The sequence below is a fragment of the Pedobacter cryophilus genome (genome assembly GCF_005116455.1).
Lineage (GTDB): Bacteria > Bacteroidota > Bacteroidia > Sphingobacteriales > Sphingobacteriaceae > Pseudopedobacter > Pseudopedobacter cryophilum.
In genome coordinates this window covers 506,638-527,534 of sequence record NZ_SWBP01000003.1, presented here as the reverse complement: position 1 = coordinate 527,534, position 20,897 = coordinate 506,638, and the positions used below count along the sequence as shown (strand labels likewise).

At 34.4% G+C, this 20,897-nt stretch carries 15 protein-coding genes and 1 tRNA gene; 11 read left to right on the top strand and 5 right to left on the bottom strand.

What is annotated here, in order from left to right; all coding sequences use genetic code 11:
• The coding region (locus FA046_RS11375) for a T9SS type A sorting domain-containing protein (protein ID WP_136826585.1) at window positions 1-424 on the top strand (424 nt) is incomplete at its 5' end.
• A 368-nt stretch (window positions 425-792) separates the two neighbouring features.
• Window positions 793-4,278, top strand: a complete 3,486-nt coding sequence (locus FA046_RS11370) for a putative Ig domain-containing protein (RefSeq protein WP_136826584.1) — start codon at window positions 793-795, stop codon at window positions 4,276-4,278.
• Between the two features lie 330 nt (window positions 4,279-4,608).
• Here the strand turns inward: FA046_RS11370 and FA046_RS11365 are convergent, their stop codons facing one another.
• The 3 genes from FA046_RS11365 to FA046_RS11355 all read right to left on the bottom strand — a co-directional run bounded on the left by FA046_RS11365 (window position 4,609) and on the right by FA046_RS11355 (window position 8,728).
• Window positions 4,609-5,124, bottom strand: coding sequence for an acyl-CoA thioesterase (locus tag FA046_RS11365; RefSeq protein ID WP_136826582.1), 516 nt, complete (start codon window positions 5,122-5,124; stop codon window positions 4,609-4,611).
• Window positions 5,125-5,194: 70 nt separating this feature from the next.
• Window positions 5,195-6,595, bottom strand: coding sequence for a type IX secretion system plug protein (locus tag FA046_RS11360; RefSeq protein WP_136826580.1), 1,401 nt, complete (start codon window positions 6,593-6,595; stop codon window positions 5,195-5,197).
• A gap of 216 nt (window positions 6,596-6,811) precedes the next feature.
• Entirely contained in the window at window positions 6,812-8,728 is a 1,917-nt protein-coding gene (locus FA046_RS11355; RefSeq protein WP_136826644.1) for an ABC-F family ATP-binding cassette domain-containing protein, read from the bottom strand.
• Between the two features lie 236 nt (window positions 8,729-8,964).
• On the opposite strand from FA046_RS11355, the gene FA046_RS11350 reads away from it, so the two are divergent.
• From FA046_RS11350 to FA046_RS11315, 8 genes are all read left to right on the top strand, one after another.
• A complete protein-coding gene (locus FA046_RS11350) occupies window positions 8,965-9,990 on the top strand; it encodes a quinone-dependent dihydroorotate dehydrogenase (RefSeq protein WP_136826577.1) in 1,026 nt (341 codons plus the stop codon).
• A gap of 247 nt (window positions 9,991-10,237) precedes the next feature.
• Entirely contained in the window at window positions 10,238-12,799 is a 2,562-nt protein-coding gene (locus tag FA046_RS11345) for an FtsK/SpoIIIE family DNA translocase (protein WP_136826576.1), read from the top strand.
• 1 nt (window position 12,800) lies between these two features.
• The gene (locus FA046_RS11340) at window positions 12,801-13,460 is read left to right on the top strand and encodes a LolA family protein (protein WP_136826574.1); all 660 of its coding nucleotides are present in this window, start codon (window positions 12,801-12,803) and stop codon (window positions 13,458-13,460) included.
• 67 nt (window positions 13,461-13,527) lie between these two features.
• On the top strand, window positions 13,528-13,803 hold the full coding sequence (locus tag FA046_RS11335; protein WP_136826572.1) for a hypothetical protein: 276 nt from the start codon (window positions 13,528-13,530) through the stop codon (window positions 13,801-13,803).
• On the top strand, window positions 13,800-14,561 hold the full coding sequence (locus FA046_RS11330; protein ID WP_136826570.1) for an MBL fold metallo-hydrolase: 762 nt from the start codon (window positions 13,800-13,802) through the stop codon (window positions 14,559-14,561). Before FA046_RS11335 ends, FA046_RS11330 begins: the two co-directional genes overlap by 4 nt.
• 42 nt (window positions 14,562-14,603) lie before the next feature.
• A tRNA-Leu gene (locus FA046_RS11325) sits at window positions 14,604-14,687 on the top strand.
• Window positions 14,688-14,896: 209 nt separating this feature from the next.
• Window positions 14,897-15,406 carry a nicotinate-nucleotide adenylyltransferase gene (locus FA046_RS11320; RefSeq protein ID WP_136826568.1) on the top strand — a complete coding sequence of 170 codons (510 nt, stop codon included), beginning with the start codon at window positions 14,897-14,899 and terminating at the stop codon, window positions 15,404-15,406.
• A 160-nt stretch (window positions 15,407-15,566) separates the two neighbouring features.
• Complete coding sequence (locus FA046_RS11315; protein ID WP_136826566.1) at window positions 15,567-17,552, top strand: S9 family peptidase; 1,986 nt, start codon at window positions 15,567-15,569, stop codon at window positions 17,550-17,552.
• Between the two features lie 5 nt (window positions 17,553-17,557).
• Here FA046_RS11315 and FA046_RS11310 read toward each other — a convergent pair whose 3' ends face one another.
• Window positions 17,558-17,926 (bottom strand): hypothetical protein, encoded by a 369-nt coding sequence (locus FA046_RS11310; protein ID WP_136826565.1) that lies wholly within the window; start codon window positions 17,924-17,926, stop codon window positions 17,558-17,560.
• Window positions 17,927-18,345: 419 nt separating this feature from the next.
• Between FA046_RS11310 and FA046_RS11305 the strand changes: the two genes are divergently transcribed.
• Window positions 18,346-19,563 carry a DUF2264 domain-containing protein gene (locus tag FA046_RS11305; RefSeq protein WP_136826563.1) on the top strand — a complete coding sequence of 406 codons (1,218 nt, stop codon included), beginning with the start codon at window positions 18,346-18,348 and terminating at the stop codon, window positions 19,561-19,563.
• Between the two features lie 203 nt (window positions 19,564-19,766).
• On the opposite strand, the gene aroC is transcribed toward FA046_RS11305, so the two are convergent.
• Complete coding sequence (gene aroC, locus FA046_RS11300; RefSeq protein WP_136826561.1) at window positions 19,767-20,861, bottom strand: chorismate synthase; 1,095 nt, start codon at window positions 20,859-20,861, stop codon at window positions 19,767-19,769.
• Window positions 20,862-20,897: the final 36 nt, after the last annotated feature.

The window sequence follows — 20,897 nt, the reverse complement described above, 5'->3', positions numbered from 1 at the left end:
AGGAATGTTCATTGCAGAGAAAGTAGAAAGCAGTGAGAAGAATGTAAACTGGAATGGCTTTAGTTGCAGCGCAGCGGTTGCAGCACCAGCGATCTTTGCAGTAAACAGTGTAAATACAGCTAAAGATCAAACGGAAGTAAGCTTTAAATTGATAGAAGAGCCATCAAAATTAGTGGCTTATCCAAATCCATTTGCAAGACAAACCACGGTAAGTTTCAGCATCCCTTACCAGGAAGACAATGCAGTATTAGATATTTACGATCTAAAAGGCACCAAAATCCAGAGCTTGTTTAAAGGGAGTGCGAATGCACAAACCACTTATGAAGTACAGTTTAACGGACAGAACATCTCAGCCGGAACTTATTTCTTCAGATTGATTACTTCAAAAGAAGTAAAAAACTTTAAAGTGATTATGAAAGACTAAGGTCAAAACAAATTCAATGCTTAAAGAGTCCCGAGAAATTGGGACTCTTTTTTGTTTAAAAGACTATTGACATTAAAATTAGGTGCAGAAAAGGCAACATATTCTTAATAAAATATGATGAAAAACATACTCAATTTGAAAGGATAGGAGAAGAAAGACTAGGATGCGAAATTTAAAGAATTTTTAAATTATTTAAATTTACATTTTAGCAGTATTATTATAAATAATTAATATTTAGATAGTTGATGATTTCATATAAAGAACAACTTTTTTGCTTATTTACGAAATAATTAAAAAATCATCCTTTTACCTGATAAGGTATTGAATAAATTGTATTTAAGTTTGATAAAAAATTAAACTATTAATACATGGAAAAAATTCTACTCCCAGTAGAACTTGAAAATGTTTCTTACGCAAGGAATAAATTTAAGTTTCAAAAAAAGTTCAAAAATTTAACTTTTTTAATAGCAACATTTACTCTGTTGTTCTTTTCTTTTACAGCTTCGGCTTCTCACATTCGTTATTTGAATTTAACATGGCGTCCAGTTTCTGGTAGAACAGTTGAATTTAAATTTAGTTATGCACAAGCTGGAAGTGCTACAATTGGCCAAACAATCAATTTCAGTATCAATACTGGTGCTGGTAGTGTAGTTATACCAACTCGTGTAACTTCAAATAATCCTTCTGAGAATTATTTTTATACCGAGGGTACAGCCTTGTACACTTATCCAGCTTCTAGTATTGTAAATTATACTGCTTCATTTTCAAGTTGCTGCAGAATAGGTAATTTGGTAAATAATTCAAATGGTTCTGTTTATGTAGGTACTATTGTTAATGTGGGTACTGGTAACTCATCTCCTATTGCAACTTTACCTCCTGTTGTTAACGTTTCTAGAGGTGTAATTGCTACTTTTGCTCTACCAGCTAATGATCCTGACGGAGATGTTTTATCATACAGATTAGCTACAACATCCGAAATGGGTGGTGGTTCTAACCCAAATGGGTTATCTGTTAATTCTTCTACTGGTGTAATAACTTATAATACCGCAAGTACAAGTATTAATCAATTATATAGTGCTGCTATTGTAGTAAGTGATGGAAAAACTAGTATCACAGTAGATTTTATCATAAGAATTACACAACAATCAATTGCTCCTTTATTTGATTATTCAGTAACACCAGCATCAGGAACCGTATTTCAAGTTTCGCCTGGCCAACCTGTTAATTTTAATTTAAGAGCTACAGATAGTGATGTAGGTGATAATGTGTCTCTTTCAGGCGTAGGTATTCCTTTAGGAGCAGTTACTTCTCCTTCTTTGCCTAGAAGTGGAAATCCAGTTCAATCATCTTTTTCTTGGACTCCAACTTCATCAAATTTAGGAACTAACGTTATAAACTTTATTGCTCAAGATAATCAAGGAGTACAAACTACGTCTTCAGTAACTATTCAGGTGAGCTTAAAGCCTACATTTAATAGTCCTCCAACTCCTATTAATAATTCACAAACATTTGTAGAAGCAGGTACACCTGTTAATTTGAATATTCAGGCATCAGATCCAGATCCTAATGATAGGGTTCAAATCATATCAGCTACTTTACCTGTTGGAGCTAGCCTGTCGTCAACTTTACCAACTACATTAGGAAATCCAACTTCAGCTAGTTTATCTTGGACTCCAACTACAGCTCAATGGGGTTTAAATACATTCAATTTTACAGCAAGAGATACCTATGGCGATCAAACTAATCACAAGTTTGATTATGTAGTGAATACTCCGCCTGTAATTACTTCAACTCCTCCATCATTAAATTTAGTTGCTGGTCAGTTATTTACCTATAATATTTCAGCTATCGATGCTGATTTATCATTTGGAGATGAATTAGAGTTTGCATCTACTCAATTACCTGCTTGGTTATCACTAACAGATAATGGAGATGGTACAGCTACTTTAACTGGTACGCCAACAATTGGAGATGCTGGAACATTTAGTTTAACAATTCTTGCAGAAGATACCTACCATCATGATGGAGGAGTTGATTCTGAAAGTTTAAATATCACAGTTGTTCCTTGTAACACTACTTTAAGTTCAACTATAACAGATGTTTCTTGTAATGGAAGTTCTGATGGTTCAATTAGCTTAACCGTAAATGGTGGTACTGCTCCTTTTACCTATGCTTGGTCTAATGGTGCAACAACTAAAAACTTAACTGGCTTAATGGCTGGTAACTATACTGTAATAGTAACTGATGTAAATAATTGTACAGAGACTTTAACTGTTACTATACAAACTACACCAGATGTTACTTTACCAGTTGTAATCACACAAAACAAAACCATCCAATTAGATGCAGCTGGAAATGCAAGTATTTCATTAGCTGACATCAACAACGGAAGTACAGATAATTGTGCCATTGCAACAATCGCATTAGATAAAACATCTTTTGATTGTACCAATGTGGGCGCAAACACAGTAACCTTAACAGTGACTGATGCAAGCGGAAACGTATCAACTGCAACAAGCTTAGTTACTGTAGTAGATGCAATTGCACCAATCGTGTTAACACAAAACAGAACGATCCAATTAGATGCAGCTGGTAATGCAAGTATTTCAGTAGCAGACATTAATAACGGAAGTTCAGACAACTGTTCAATTGCAACTATCGTTTTAGACAAAACAGCTTTTGATTGTAGCAATGTTGGCGCAAACACAGTAACTTTAACAGTAACTGATGTAAACGGAAATGTATCAACTGCAACAGCACTAGTAACTGTAGTAGATGCAATTGCCCCAACAGTAATTACACAAAATATTTCAGTAGCCTTAGTTGGAGGAGCAGTAAGTATTACCGCAGCACAAATCAATAATGGATCAACAGATAATTGCAGCATAGCTTCATTAACTATTGATAGATCATCATTTGATTGTTCTTCAATTGGTAATCATACCGTTACTTTAACTGTTACGGATGTTAATGGTAATGTTTCAACAGGAACAGCAGTAGTAACTGTAGTTGGAGAACTAACTACCAGCAGTATTGCTTCAGTACCAACTAGCTCAACTTACACAGGCGGAGTATCAACAAACTTGTTTTTAGGATATGGTGCACAAAGCACAACTTTACAAGTAGCTAACTTGGTGAGTGGTGGAAATGGAACAGATCCAAGAAGCTATACTTATGTATGGAGTGGAGCAGCTACCTCATCATTAAGCAGTACTACTTCTGGTTCACCAGTATTTACACCAACGGTAGCAGGTTTCTATAACTTTAATGTTTTAGTAACTAATAAATATGGATGTGTTTCAACAGCAAGTATTAGTATTTGTGTGAAAGATGTGAGAGAGAAAGATAAGAATGGCAAGTTTACTGGTAAAGTATATTTGACACATTATCCTTCAAATGATCCTTCAAAAGGAAACACGATATCAATTAGTGCAAATGCAGTTCCATCACATTTAAGTCAACACAGTTTAGACAGATTAGGATTGCTTGCTGATGTGCCTTGTACAAGTGCAACAAGTCCTTTAACAACTTACGCAGTAGGTTCAGGATCTACAGATAGTAATGTGTCTATTTCAGAGCTAAATGTAAATTCAACTGAGTTTATGGCTTATCCAAACCCATTTGGAAAACAAACCACAGTAAGGTTTACTTTACCTTACCAGGAAGACAATGCAGTATTAGATATTTACGATCTAAAAGGCACCAAAATCCAGAGTTTGTTTAAAGGGAATGCGAATGCACAAACCACTTATGAAGTACAGTTTAACGGACAGAACATCTCAGCCGGAACGTATTTCTTTAGATTGATTACCGCTAAAGAAGTGAAAAACTTTAAAGTGATTATGAAAGACTAAGGTCAAAACAAATTCAATGCTTAAAGAGTCCCGAGAAATTGGGACTCTTTTTTTATGAGTAAAATTGGGATTAATTTTTTTGCTGAATGTTGTTAAACTGTAGGAGCGTTAGGGGGTGAAGCGGTATCCTTTTTGTTTTTTCAAGAAAAAGATACCTTGCCTGCGGCAGGCAGGTAGCGTAAAACCCGCTCGAACGCCCAAATAAAAAGATAGTATAGATATAGAAACTTTGCCCTGATGGTTATTAAAAAGTAGAACTCAGGTTGTGAGGATAATATTGAATTAAAATCCTACAATCGACTTAAAAAAGTCGATTGTAGGATTTTTTTATTACTGAGCAGTAAACAATGCTTTTAATTCGGTGGCATCATCTGCTTTCATTTTTCCACCCAATACTAACCTTAATTGCCTTCTTCTTAAAGCACCTTCAAATAATATTTTTTCTTCTTCAGTCTCGGGAACTAACTCTGGAACAGGAATGGTTTTTCCATTTTCATCTAAAGCTACAAAAGTGTAATAGGCATCGTTAGATTTTACTTTAGCACCTGAGGGAATGTTTTCTGCCCAAACATCTAAACGAACTTCTACAGAAGTATTAAAAGCTCTGGATACTTTTGCATGAATGGTAATCACATCACCTAATTTTATAGGGTGATGAAAAGAAACATTATCTACAGAAGCTGTTACCACAATTCTATTACAATGCTTTTGAGCTGAAATTGCAGCAGCAATATCCATCCAATGTAATAGACGACCACCCATTAAATTGTTTAAAGTGTTGGTGTCGTTTGGGAGTACCAACTCATTCATGGTGATGTAAGAGTTTTGTGGATTTTTTACTTTCATGTGTTATGGTTTAAAAGGCAAAGGTAATATTTTATTGATTTTAGGTTTATTGAATGCTTTTTACCACGACTTAATAATTTCTGATTTTATTGGCCGAGTTTAATTCTGTAAAAGCAATTAATTCATCAAAACGAGAACCTGGGGCTTTATAGTAGATTAAAATTTGATAACTGTTTTCGGTCTCAAAAAAAGAACCATCAAAAACATGGTCGTCTATAGTTTTTCCATTTTCGTCTGCCCAAGTATAATGAAAATCATAAACACCTTGTTTTAATAAGGTATTTAAGCTAAATTCTTTGGTTGCAGCATCATAAACCATGCGGTTTTGGGTGTTTTTTTGATAGCCATTAAACTTTCCAACCACGTATGCAAATCCATTGGCATCTGGTGCGGGTGCTTTTAAAGAGAAACGGATTTTACTATAATCTGCTTCATAAGCATCATTGCTTCCGTCTTGATTTCTTATAAAAAAGTTCCCATTTTCATCAAATTGATAGGAGTAGCTATTGGTATTTAAACTGGTATTGGTAAAAAGGTTGACTTTAAAAATAGAGTCTCTGGAAATTTGATAAACACCTTCTGATTTAAAACGGAAACTTCGGGTATCAAAACGTCTGAATTCATTACCACCTTCAAAATCATTGCTATAATCATCACTATAAATGAGTTGATTATTTCTTATAAATAAGGGTTTTTGAGTAGTTTGAGAAACTTCTGAACGTCCGTTTTGCATCACTACGGCACTAATTTCTAAATAGGGGTTTTGGATATTTAAGCTGGGATGAAAAATGCTAAAGTTGATTTTTTGTCGGGTATCTCTAGCAGCAACTCGGCGTGATCTTGTGATTTCTGCCTGTACACTCACTTTTGAATTTACTACAAAAAATCTTCGGGTTATGAGTAATTTAGAAGCATCACCATCTTCATAAACTTTTAATAAATAATTGCCAGATAATTTAGGAATAACGGTTAAGTTGGGAATACTTACCTCGTAATGGGTGTATTTCTGATAGGTATTAAAAGATGATCTGTAAGTATTAATGCGGTCTTCGCTAAAACTCTCTAAATAATCTATAGATGAAATTTGTGAAGGAATCCAATTGGCATCACAGTGAATTACACTGTAATATAAACTTCTGCTGTTGAGTCGGAGATCGTCAAATTTCAGCAACAAACGCTCCTGCGAACCTAAGTTTAAAACAGGGAAGGATTGATCATTTTTATCGTTGTAAAACTCTACACTTTTTATTTCCTCAAGGTAATTCACATCATCATAAATGGTTTGCACCGATGGAATCTCAATTCTTTTAGGCCTTTCTTTTTTAGGTTTTTTTTGACCGAAAGCAGTTGGAGTGGAAAGTAGAAAGTAGAAAGTTAAAAGTGAGATAGTCCACAGTCCGCTGACCGAAGACCGCTTTTCATAGTCTTCGGTTTGCACATTAGTTTTACTTAAATTGAAAAAATATTTCATTTGGTAAGTTTAAAAGTCTGAAGTCCGCAGTCTGCAGATTAATCTCGTTTAGCTAAAAAACAATTACTTCTAACCATTTACATGCCACTAATCAACTGTAAAAAAGTCGACAGTCCGCTGTTCGTAGACTAACTCAGTTAACTAGAAACCCATTAGTGACTACCCAAAAGCAACTGATAACCTATAACTAATAACTTACAACTGAAAACAACTAAATTACCCTTCCAAAATCATAATCTCTTCTGCTAGTTCTTCCCAATGTAATTGCATAGCGCCTAATTTTTCTTTTGCCAAAGCATAACGTTCATTCACCTCTTTTAATTTTGATGGATTACTGTAGGTTTCTTCTTTAGCAATTTCGGCCTCTATATTTTTAACTATAGTTTCTTTAGCAGCAACTTCTTCTTCTAATTGTTGCAATTGTTGGTTCAGTTTCTTCAACTGATGATTTTTATTTTCTATGAATTCTTTTTTAGGCTCTTCTTTTTTAGCTTTTTCAACTTTAGCGGGTTTTATACCTCCAGTTTCGCCAGCTTTTTCTCTTTTAGATTGCCATTCTTCGTATTCTTCATACGTTCCAGGGTATTCATTAATATCATGATCTTCTATAAACCAAATTTTATTGGCCACATGATCTAAGAAATATCTATCGTGAGAAACCGCAATAAAAGTTCCTTCAAATTGCTTTAAAGCCTGAATTAATATGTTAACCGATTGAATATCCAAGTGATTGGTTGGCTCATCCAAAATCAGGAAGTTAGAATCTGTAGTTAAAGATTTAGCCAAAGCTACTCTCGATTTTTCTCCTCCAGATAAAACCCTAATTTTCTTAAAAACATCATCGCCAGTGAAAAGGAAACAGCCTAAAATAGAACGTAATTCAGTGTCAGAATGCTTAGGCGCAAAAGATTGTAATTCCTCTAAAATAGAATTATCCAAATGCAATGATTCTAACTGATGCTGCGCAAAAAACGTAGTAGTTACATTATGCCCAGTTTCGCACATTCCTTTAAAAGTCTCTGTACCGGCAATAATTCTTAATAAAGTAGATTTCCCTTTACCGTTGGCACCAATCAAAGCAATTTTATCGCCTTTTTCAATCACACCATCAGCATTTTCTAAAATATTAATGGTTGGGTAATTTTTGTAAGCGTCCTCAATTCTTACCACATGGCGACCAGATGGTTTAGTAAACTTGAATCGGAAATTTACTGTTGGGTTTTCGTCATCCACATCATCCACACGCTCTAGTTTATCTAAAGCTTTCATTCTAGATTGCGCCATTTTTGCCTTAGAAGCCTTGGCTCTAAAACGCTCAATTAAACGCTCTTCTTGCTTAATTTTAGCCTGTTGATTTTTAAATTCACCTTTCTGAATCTCGCCTCTTAAAGCTTTTTCTTCCAGATAAAAAGTATAATTTCCAGAGTAAATAGTCAATTTCCCTTTTCTAGATTCTACAATTCTATTTACAATTTTATCCAAAAAGTACCTATCGTGAGAAACAATCACAATTGCACCATCAAAACCGTTTAAATAAGTTTCTAACCATTTAATAGACGGTAAATCCATGTGGTTGGTAGGCTCATCCAGCAATAAAATATCAGGTTGTTGCAATAAAATTTTAGCCAACATTACCCGCATACGCCAACCTCCAGAAAAAGTATTTAACGGACGGTGCTGATCTTCGGTACTAAAACCTAAACCTGCTAAAATTTCATTCGCTCTATACTCAATACTGTAACCATCCAAAGCTTCAAATTCCTGTTGCTTATCGCTCAGTTTATTTAAAATTTCTTCAGAATAGTCGGTTTCAATCTTTTTTAAGAGAATTTCAATTTCATCATGTAATTGGTTTTGGCGTTCAAAAGCCTCCATAGCCACATGTAAAATACTATAATGAGAATCATAAGATAACAAATCCTGATTCAGGTAACCAATTTTTAAATCCTTAGACATGGAAATAGTTCCCTGAGAAGGGGCGTATTCGCCAACAATAATTTTAAGGAGTGTAGATTTTCCGGTACCATTAGCACCAATTAAACCAATTTTTTCGCCTGGTTTTATGTGCCAGTTAGCTTCTTCGTATAAGGCTCTAGAGCCAATTAAGAAAGTTAAGTCGTTTATTGCAATCATTTGGGCGCAAAGGTAGCAATTTTGAATCAGCATTTAAGACCCAAAAAAGCTTAAGATTTGTAAGGTTTTTGAAAAGCAAATGCAGCACATTTTTGTTCCGCCAGTCGTGTGTTCTGCTATATCTCCCGTAAAAAAACGGGAGGATGCCGCTGCCACCCACGTTTATTTTACGCAGGGTTGTGGGAGAAAAATCCTCACCATCACTCATGTCAGTAATAAAATTTTAAATTTGCAACATGTATAAACTCTTGAAACCTATTTTCTTTCAATTTGATCCAGAAAAGATACATTATTTTGTAACGGGTACTTTGCAAAATGCGCAAAGAATGTGGGTGATTCCAAAATTAATTCAGTCTACTTTTAAGTTTGAACATAAAAGTTTAGAGCGTGAAGTTTTTGGATTAAAGTTTAAAAACCCAGTTGGTTTGGCAGCTGGGTTCGATAAAAATGGAGAATACATTGAAGAGCTAGCTAATTTTGGTTTCGGTTTTATAGAGGTAGGTACGGTAACACCTTTGCCGCAACCAGGTAATGATAAACCTCGAATGTTTAGGCTTCCACAAGATGAAGCTTTAATTAACAGAATGGGTTTTAATAATAAAGGAGTAGATGTTTTAGCTAAAAAGTTAGAATCGGTAAAAAGAGACGGACTAATTATTGGTGGAAATATTGGTAAAAATAAAAACACACCTAATGAAGAAGCGGTAAACGATTATATTAAATGTTTTGATCGTTTGTTTGATGTGGTAGACTATTTTGTGGTGAATGTAAGTTCGCCAAATACGCCTGGTTTACGCGAGTTACAAGAAAAAGAACCTCTTAAAAATATCTTAAATACACTGCAAATAAGAAATTTAAAGCATAGCATTTCTAAACCAATCTTATTAAAAATTGCACCAGACTTAACCAATTCTCAGTTAGATGATATTGTGGAGATTATAACCGAAACTAAAATTGCTGGTGTAATTGCTACCAATACCACTATTTCTAGAGAAGGATTAGCATCGGGCGAAAGCCAAAAAAAGGAAATGGGTGGCTTAAGTGGAAAACCATTAACCAAGCGATCTACAGAAGTGATTAAATATTTAGCAGATAAATCTGGAAAGTCTTTCCCAATTATTGGGGTAGGAGGGATTCACAATGCTAAAGATGCTCAAGAAAAATTAGACGCTGGTGCGGCATTGGTGCAAATTTATACTGGTTTTGTATATGAGGGCCCGGGTTTGGTAAAGGAAATATTAAAAGGATTGGTGAAAAAGTGATTTTTTAAAAATAAAAAAGGGTGTCAAACCTCAAATGACACCCTTTAGAAACATCAAAACTCAAAACATCATCTAGAAAATCTGAAACGATTACATCAACTAACGATGTTTTTATTTCTTTAGATTTTAAAAATTTAAATAATTTCAAAAACGTTCATCATCTTTTTTATGCTTAGTGAATTATCCTAATTATTTTTAGCATCTACTTAAGCATTAAATTATATTTGTTCGGATAATTAAAGAGCTAATGCCCGTAAAAGGAAATCAATTTAGAACCAATACTTTCAGAGAAGATTCTAGTAATGACTCTGCACCTTTCAAAAAAACAATAATTAAAGAGAAAGGAGAGGGTTTTCCGCAATTTAACTTTAGTAATGATAGAGCAATAAAAATTGTAGGTCTGTTTTTGCTACTGCTTGCTTTGTACTTTTTAATGGCTTTTACATCCTATCTTTTTACTTGGGAAGATGATCAAAGCTATGTGATAGATGCAAATGGAGGTTGGAGTAACCTTTTTAAAACATTACAAGAGTTAAAATCTAACGGCGCCATTGATCCTAATATTCAGAACTGGGCTGGTAAATTGGGCGCTTTACTATCACATCAATTTATTTATGAATGGTTTGGTATTGCCTCTTTTCTATTCGTATTTGTATTTATTGTTTTAGGCTATCGCTTGTTATTTAAGGTACAATTGTTTTCTATCCCAAAAACATTAGCTTATAGCTTCTTTCTGTTAGTTTTTACCTCCATTACTTTAGGTTTTGTACATGCTTTAATAGCCGAATATCCTCATTATTTAGAAGGCGAATTTGGTTTTTATACTAATCAGCTTTTGCAAGCGCAAATTGGGGCAGCCGGAGTTGGTTTTATATTGGTATTTGCTGGCTTAACCTGTTTAATTATTGCTTACAACATTGATTTCAAAATTCCGGAAAGAAAAGTAAAAGAAATTATACCAGTAAACGAAGAACCAGAAACAGAAGACGAACCTATTTTAGAAGAAGAATACCCTTCAAAACCTGTAGAATTTCCATTAAGAAATAGAGTGGCAAATCAACCCCTTCCAGTTCCTTTAAAAACCAGTTTTGAGGTTGAAAACACTTTAAACAAAGAAATTGAAAAAGAAGAAGAGCCAGAAGTTTTTGCGCCAGAAAAAGAGCAGGAGTGGACAGAAATTGCACATGCAAAGCCAGAGCCTAAAGTTGAGGAACAGGAAGCGCCACTAGAATTAGTGATAGAGAAAACAGAGGAGGAAGTAAAATCAGAAAGTTTGGTAGAGCAGTTTGGCGCTTTTGACCCTACTTTAGATCTTTCTTCTTTCCAAAACCCAACTATTGAATTATTAGAACAATATGGTTCTAATAAAGTATCGGTTGATACAGCAGAACTAGAAGCCAACAAGAATAAAATTGTAGAAACGCTTAATAACTACAATATTGAGATTGATAAAATTAAGGCTACCATTGGTCCAACCGTTACTTTGTATGAGATTATTCCTGCTCCGGGAGTTAGAATTTCTAAAATTAAAAACCTAGAAGATGATATTGCTTTAAGTTTAGCGGCTTTAGGAATCAGAATTATTGCACCCATGCCGGGTAAAGGAACCATCGGTATAGAAGTTCCAAATCGTAATCCAGAAATGGTTTCTATGCGTTCTATCATCGCTACAGAGAAATTTCAAAACACCACTATGGATTTGCCAATTGCATTAGGTAAAACCATCTCTAATGAAGTTTTTATTGCCGATTTAGCTAAAATGCCACACATGTTGGTAGCAGGGGCAACCGGACAAGGTAAATCTGTCGGTATCAATACCATATTGGTTTCATTGCTTTACAAAAAGCATCCATCGCAATTAAAATTTGTATTGGTCGATCCCAAAAAGGTGGAACTTTCTGTCTTCAAAAAAATAGAAAGACATTACTTGGCAAAATTACCCGGAGAAGATGAAGCCATTATTACCGATACCAAAAAAGTAATTAATACGCTAAATTCTTTATGTATTGAGATGGATCAGCGTTATGATTTGTTGAAAGATGCAGGCGTAAGAAACCTAAAAGAATACAATGAGAAATTCATCAAGCGTAAGCTAAACCCTAATAATGGACATAAATTTTTACCGTTTATTGTATTGGTTATTGATGAGTTTGCCGATTTAATGATGACAGCCGGTAAAGAAGTAGAAACGCCTATCGCTCGTTTGGCACAATTAGCCAGAGCAATTGGTATTCACTTGGTTTTAGCTACGCAAAGGCCATCAGTAAATATTATTACGGGAACAATTAAAGCTAATTTCCCAGCTCGTTTAGCGTTTAGAGTAACCTCTAAGATAGATTCTAGAACGATTTTAGATTCGGGCGGGGCCGATCAATTGATTGGAAAAGGAGATATGTTATTATCTACAGGTAGTGATTTAATCCGTTTGCAATGCGCTTTTGTAGATACTCCTGAAGTTGACAGAGTGACAGAATTTATTGGTAGTCAGCGAGGTTATGCTTCGGCGTATGAATTGCCAGAATATGTAGGTGATGATGGCGATGGCGGAAGCATTAAAGATTTTGATCTATCAGATCGTGATCCTATGTTTGAAGATGCTGCCCGTTTAATTGTGATGCATCAGCAAGGTTCTACGTCCTTAATACAGCGAAAGCTGAAACTTGGATACAACAGAGCAGGTAGAATTATAGATCAATTAGAAGCCAGCGGTATTGTTGGAAAATTTGAGGGAAGTAAAGCCAGAGAGGTTTTAATTATTGATGAACACGCTTTGGAACAGTTCTTGTCTGACATGAATAAAAAAGCATAAAATGATAAATAAAAACAGAAAAATAGGATTATTGGGTTTGATATTATTGCTTACTTTTTCTGATATATATGCTCAAACAGATGCTCAGGCTAAAGCCATTTTAGCAGGTGTAAGTAAAAAATATCGTTCTTACGATATGGTAAAAGCTGATTTTAGTTATGGAATTAAAAATCCTCAGGCTAAAATTAACGAAACACAAAACGGTACTTTGTACATCAAATCCAAATTAAACAAATACAAAGTTTCGGTAGGTACGCAAGAGTTAATTTCTGATGGTAAAGTACAATGGACTTATTTAAAAAACGATAATGAGGTACAAGTTAGTGAAATAGATAACAGTGCTTCAGCACTTAATCCGGCTCAAATATTTACCATTTATGAAAAAGGGTTTAAATCCGTTTATCTTGGTGAAACTAAATTGAACAATCGTGTTTATCAAAATATAGAATTGGCTCCTTTGGCCGAACGTTCTTTCTCAAAAATTAAATTGAGAATAGATAAGGTGAATAAGCAAATCTCAAATATTGTGGTTTATGATAAAAACGGAAATGTTTATACTTATTTAATAAAAACCTTTACTCCAAATGTGAAAGTTAGCGAGTCTATGTTTTCATTTGATGCCAAAAAATATCCAGGCGTAGATGTGGTAGATTTAAGATAAGAAAATAGAAATTTTTTAATTGGGAGACTTTATTTAAGGTCTCCCTTTTTTTTTGCAAATTTGAGGCATGTCTATTTCTATTACCAACCATACTTTAGAAAAGCTAGAAAAGCTCTTAACCGATTTGGGTTATAGCGTAAGGTATGAGAAAGGCAATTTTAAAACAGGTTCTTGCTTAATGGAAAGCAGTAAAATTGTGGTGGTCAATAAATTTTCTAATCTCGAGAGTAAAATCATTGCTTTAATAGAATTGATTAAAGTATTAGAAGTAGACGAAACCCTTTTATCAGATAAACAAAAGCAATTTTATTATTCACTTCTTCAAACTAGCATCTCGTTTTGAAAGTTACTTTTTTAGGTACCGGAACTTCACAGGGTGTGCCTGTAATTGCTTGTAATTGCGAGGTTTGTACTTCTGTTAATCAAAAAGATAAACGCTTAAGAAGTAGTATTTTGATTGAATCTGCTAATAAAACGGTGGTGATTGATACCGGGCCAGATTTTAGGTATCAAATGCTTAGAGCCAATGTGCAAAAGTTAGATGCGGTGGTTTTTACTCATCAACACAAAGATCATATTGCAGGTTTAGATGATATTAGAGCTTTTAATTATAAGCAAAAAGCGGTGATGGATATTTACGCCACTTTAGCAGTGCAAGAATCGCTAAAACGTGAATTTTATTATGTTTTTTCAGATTTTAAATATCCGGGAATCCCACAAATTGATATGCATGAGATTCACTCAGAACCTTTTTCTGTTGGAGATATTGAGCTTACACCAATAGAAGTCATGCATTTTAAAATGCCAGTTTTAGGGTTCAGAATTAATGATTTCACCTACATTACTGATGCAAAAACCATTAGCGAAAGCGAAATTGAAAAAATAAAAGGAAGTAAAACACTGGTGATTAATGCTTTGCAAAAAGAGAAGCATATTTCACATTTTACTTTAGAAGAGGCCATAGCTTTTGCACAAATGATAAACGCCGAGACTACTTACTTTACTCACATTAGCCATAAATTAGGAAAACATGAAGATGTTGCTGCTTATTTGCCAAAAGGCATTCAACTGGCTTATGACGGACAAGAAATCCATATCTAAAAATTGATTGTTTGTGCTTTTAAAATTTATATTTGCAAATATACCCAGGTGGCGAAATTGGTAGACGCACCAGCTTGAGGGGCTGGCGCCTGTATGGGTGTGGGAGTTCGAATCTCCTCTTGGGTACAAAAAAACATATAAAAACCGCCTTTAAATATATTTAAAGGCGGTTTTTTTGTTTCCTATCAACCTGCGTTTTGAGTTTGATTGACAAAAATCACTTCCTATAACAATCCTAATCAACGCTTTAATAAAGACTAATTTACAATTTTGTTTAAATGTTAATCGTCATATACATGGTTAATTAACTATTTATAACCTTAAAATTGAAAATCATGAAACAGTCAAAATTAATGCTAAGCCTTGGTGTTTTTATTTTTGGATTCACCGCTCTAGCTTTTGCACAAGACACTTTACCCGAAGTAAAAGTAGTTGCTTTCAATTATAGGTATCTCAATTCGGTAGATAACAAAGAATTGGCAATACCTGTAAAACGACTGGAAATGGAAGCGGCTGCTTTTGATCTCAAAAATTCTGAGTATTACGAAGATGTATATGATAATTATTTTATTTCTTTTTACATTCCAGAAGGCTCTATATTAGCTGTTTATGATAAAGAAGGAAAGCTTTTACGTACAGCAGAAAAATTTAAAAACATAAAAATACCAACTCCTGTAGCTGAAGCTGTGGTCAAAAAATATCCCGATTGGAAAATTGCAAAAGATGTATATCTGGTCAGTTATTTTAGTGCAACTGATGAATCAACCAAAACCTATAAACTCTTATTAGAAAAAGATAATAAAAGGCTAAGGGTTAAGACTAATGAAAAGGGTGAATTTCTTTAAAAACAAAAAAGACTGAACAAAAAGCTGCTTGAAAAAGTGGCTTTTTTTATGCAAAAGCAATTCTGCTTGTATAAACCAATTTCTATTTCACTAAAGTGTTACACAGCAATTTTTATTTCTCATCATATTTCTTTTACCTTAAACTCTTATTTTAATCAATATGAAAAAATCAATACTTTTTTGTTCTTTGATAGCATGTTTGGGAGTGGCTCAAGCTCAAAATGCGAAAAGAAAACTCCATCCAAATGATGTTTACCGTTTACAGTCTATCGCAAATCCGCAAGTTTCACCAGAAGGAAAATGGGTTTTATATAGTGTTTCTACGCCCGATTCTGCAAAAAATAAAAAGCAATCAGATCTTTTTATGGTAAGTTGGGATGGTAAAGATAATTTTCAATTGACTTATTCTGAAGAGGGCGAAGGCGCTGCTACTTTTAGTCCTGATGGTAAATACATTTCTTACCTATCGTCTAAAAAAGTAGATTCTGTAGAAAACAGTCAAATTTGGTTAATGGATAGAAGAGGTGGCGAAGCAAAACAATTCACTAAAGTAAAAGGAGATTTGCAAAGTTATTTATGGTCGCCAGATGGTTCAAAAATAGCTTTAGTAATTAAAGATGAAGATTTAGCCGCAAAAAAGAAATCACCAACCAAAGCGCCTATTGTAGCCAATAGATACAATTATAAACAAGATATACAAGGTTATACAGACAGCCGTCCAACGCATCTTTACGTTTTAGACGTTGTTTCTCAAAAATTGACTCAAATTACTACGGGTAATTATGATGAAGGTCAGCCTACTTGGTCGCCAGATTGCTCAAAAATAGCTTTTGTAAGCAACAGAACAGCAGATCCTGACAGAAACGATAATGATGATATTTATGTTGTAGAGGCAAAAGCTGGAGCGCAAATTCAACAATTAACCACCTGGAAGGGTAGAGATAGCCGACCATCTTGGAGTAAAGACGGAAAGTACATTGCTTATTTACGATCAACTTCTGATGAAACTTTCATCAATTATGATCAAAACATTTTAGCCATCATGAATCCAGATGGTGCTAACTCCAAGTTATTAACTAAAGAATTAGACCGCCCGGTTGGTAATCCAAAATGGGATAATGATAGTAAAAGTATTGCTTTTTTAGTAGATGATGACAGGCAATCATATATTTCTTCGGTAGATTTAGCTACCGGAAAAATCACTAAAGTTATTGATGGCGAGCGTAGTTTTTCAGGTTTAGAAAGCCATTCTGCAGGTAAGTGGTTAACCAGCATGAGCGATCCTCAGCATCCGGCAAACCTTTTTACTTTAACCAATGGCGTATTAAATCAAATTACTCATGTGAATGAAAAATGGTTAAGCGGTATTGATTTAGCAACAGTTACAGGTTTTAAATCTAAAAGTAAAGACGGAACCATAGTATCTGGCTTGCTTTTAAAACCATCTGATGCAGGGATTAAAAAATTACCATTGATTTTGTTTATACATGGCGGTCCGGTTTCTCAAGACGAATTTTCTTTTGATCTCACCCGTCAGGTTTTAGCAGCTGGTGGTTATGCCGTTGCAGCGGTAAATTATAGAGGAAGTAATGGCAGAGGCATAGCTTTTAGTAAAGCCATTTATGGCGATTGGGGAAATTTAGAAGTACAAGATTTACTAGGTGCTACAGATTATTTGGTAAAACAAGGTTTGGTTGATGGTGATAAATTAGGCATCGGCGGTTGGAGCTATGGTGGTATTTTAACTGATTATACCATTGCCACTGATACCAGATTTAAAGCTGGAATAAGCGGTGCTGGCAGCGCAATGCAACTTTCTATGTACGGAATTGATCAATACATGTTACAATGGAATGAAGAAATTGGTTATCCTTGGGTAAAGAAAGATTTAGAAAGATATATGAAAATTTCTTATCCATTTACACATGCAGATAAAATTAAAACACCAACTTTATTTATGGTGGGCCAAAATGATTTTAATGTGCCATCAGAAGGAAGCGAGCAAATGTACGCAGCCTTAAAAACTTTAAATATCCCAACAGAATTAGTGATTTACCCAAATCAGTTTCATGGAATTGGGATTTTAAGTTACCAGGCAGATAGATTGAAAAGATATTTAGATTGGTACGCTAAATATTTAAAATAAATAATTTATACAGCGCTTAAAGGAAACCTTTTAACCGGCCAATCTTTTGGCTGGTTAAAATATTCATAAGCTAACTGATTTGCAGCTATTTCAACAGGATGAAAAGCATGTTGATGATGATTAAAAATACTTTGTTTAGCGGCACTACATAAGCTTTTAATCGCAATTTGAGTGTAGAATTTGAAATGGCCATATTTTGCTTTTTGTAGAATATGGCCATATTCATGTTTAATTAACCAAGGATCTTTGTTTTTAGAGAAAATTTCTTCTCCCACAATAATCCCAATTCCAGGAATAGTTAAACCCGTCCCTTTTCCAAATAATTTAGTCTCATAAATGGCTGTTTTCTCAAATTCACCTTTAAATTTAAACATGTGTGAAAGCTAAGTATTCATTTTAAAATTTAAAGTAAAAACGACTGAATAGTATATTTATTTGGGCGTTCGGGCGGGCTTTACACTATATTTTTTTGGCAGAAAAAGCCAAAAAAGATGCCGTTCCAATCCCTAACGCAAAACCTTGTAATGGGTATTTAATACTATAAAATTTAAATCCATAAAAAAGCACAAGTTTTTTCCAGCTATTGAATTGCTTCTCAAGATTTGCGTTAGTGAATTTTTTTTATTTAAAGATTTGTCAACTCTCTTGCGTTTTTATAAAAGAGTTGACAAATCTAAAACAGATAGCTTAATCAAGCTTAAATTCATCGTATTTTGAAGTATTAAAATAATTGTTCAAAATGTGATTGATATTCAATGAAAAATAAATCAATAGAAAACATAAATTTGATTCAATGAAAAAGATATTTTCCCTTATTATTTTATTTCTGCTAACCTTTAATGTTAACGCTCAGGATTTGGATAATCCTGCAGCACAAAGAGCTTATATGGTACAAACCATGTTGCGCATTGCCGATCCGGTTTTAAGTGCTTTAAGTAAAGGTGAGTTAAGAAAAACAATGCCGATAGAGGCTAAAACTTCAAACGCCGTAAAGTATACTCATCTTGAAGCTTTTGGGAGAACTTTAGCAGGTATATCTCCTTGGCTAGCACTAGGAGTTGATGAAAGCCCCGAAGGAAAACTCAGGAAAAAATATATTGAAATGTCTCAGTTGGCTCTTAAAAACGCAACCGATAAGACTTCTCCAGATTTTCTAAATTTTAATAAAGATGGAGGTCAGCCATTAGTTGATGCAGCTTTTCTTGCTCAAGCATTATTAAGAGCACCAAATCAGTTATGGAAACCACTTGATGAGCAAACAAAAAATAATGTAATAGCGGCATTAAAATCCACCAGAGTAATTAAACCTGGTGAAAGTAATTGGCTTTTGTTTAGTGCAATGGTTGAAGCTGCTCTTTTAAAATTTGATGGAACTTATGATAAAACCCGAGTTGATTATGCCATTAAACAACATTTAATTTGGTATAAAGGGGATGGTGCTTATGGCGATGGTGCAAATTTTCATTGGGATTACTACAATAGTTTTGTGATACAACCCATGTTTTTAGAGGTGTTAAAAACTTTAAAAGAAGAAGGGATTAATGATTTTGAAGATAATGGTTTAGCATTAAAAAGAGCCATTAGATATGCCGAAGTGCAAGAGCGTTTAATAGCAAGTGATGGCACTTATCCGCCAATTGGCAGATCACTAGCTTATAGATTTGGAGCTTTTCAGCTGCTTTCTAAAATAGCATTAATGGGAGTTCTTTCAAAATATATACAACCTCAACAAGTAAGATACGCCCTATACACCATGGTGAAAAAGCAAGTAGAAGCGCCCAATACCTTTGATAAGAATGGATGGTTAACTATTGGTTTTTATGGACATCAACCCGAAGTTGGCGAAAGCTACATTTCCACAGGAAGCTTGTATTTATGCACTCAGGTTTTCTTAATTCTAGGATTGCCCGATACCGATCCTTTTTGGGTAGCACCAAATGAGGATTGGACAGCTCGTAAAATATGGAATGGAAAAACTACACTTATAGATAAAGCGTTAAAAGACAATTAATAGCTGATTAATTATTATTTTCTTAACCTAGGTTTATGTACTCATCGATTGAAACAAAAAAATGGTCTGTGAGGACACAGACCATGGAAAAAAATGTTTTTATTGTTGATATAACCATGCTTCGGTCTGTGTACTCATAGATCGAAATACAAAATAAAAATGGTCTGTGAAGACACAGACCATGGAATTAAGGTTTCTTAATCTTATGAATTTTGATACAACTGGTTTCTTAAATAGTGATCTATAATTACCAAAGCAGCCATAGCCTCTACAATGGCAACTGCTCTTGGTACCACACAAGGATCATGTCTGCCCTTGCCTTTAATTTCTGCCGCTTCACCATCTTTATTTACCGTTTCTTGGTTGCTCATAATGGTAGCAACGGGTTTAAAAGCCACTCTAAAGTTAATGTCCATTCCGTTAGAAATACCACCTTGTACACCACCAGAAAAATTGGTTTTAGTAGAGATTTTTCCGTTTTCATCAGATGAAAAAATATCATTATGTTGAGAACCTCGCATGGTTGAACCATCAAAGCCAGAACCATAATCAAAACCATGTACGGCATTAATGCTCAACATAGCTTTTCCTAAATCAGCGTGAAGCTTATCAAAAACAGGCTCACCTAATCCCACAGGGCAATTTTTAATATAACAAGATATTTTGCCGCCTACGGTATCACCTTCTTTACGGATACCGTCAATCAATTCAATCATTTCTACGGCTACGGCCGCATCAGCACATCTTACAATATTTGCTTCTCTTAAATTGATAAATTCTTTTGCCGAATTAATGGTAATTTCTGGGGCATCTATTTTTCCAACGCTACTTACATGGGCTAAAACTTCAATTCCTTTTTGTTGAAGAAATAATTTTGCAATGGCGCCAGCTGCTACTCTTGCCGCAGTTTCACGAGCCGAAGAACGGCCTCCACCTCTGTGATCTCTTATCCCATATTTAGCTTGGTAGGTATAATCAGCATGTGAAGGGCGAAAAGTATCTTTATTATGATCATAATCTTTTGATTTCTGATCTTCGTTTGGAATAATAATAGCAATTGGAGTTCCTGTTGTTTTACCTTCAAAAACACCGGATAAAATTTGAAAAGTATCTGACTCTTTGCGTTGTGTGGTGATTTTAGACTGACCAGGTTTGCGTTTATCTAACTCATCCTGAATGAAATCTAAATCTATAGAGATATTAGAAGGACAGCCATCAATAATTACACCTATGGCTGCGCCATGAGATTCTCCAAATGTGGTGATTTTAAATATTTGTCCGAAGGAATTTCCTGCCATGTTAAAGTATTAAGTAGTGAGTATTAAGTAGTGAGT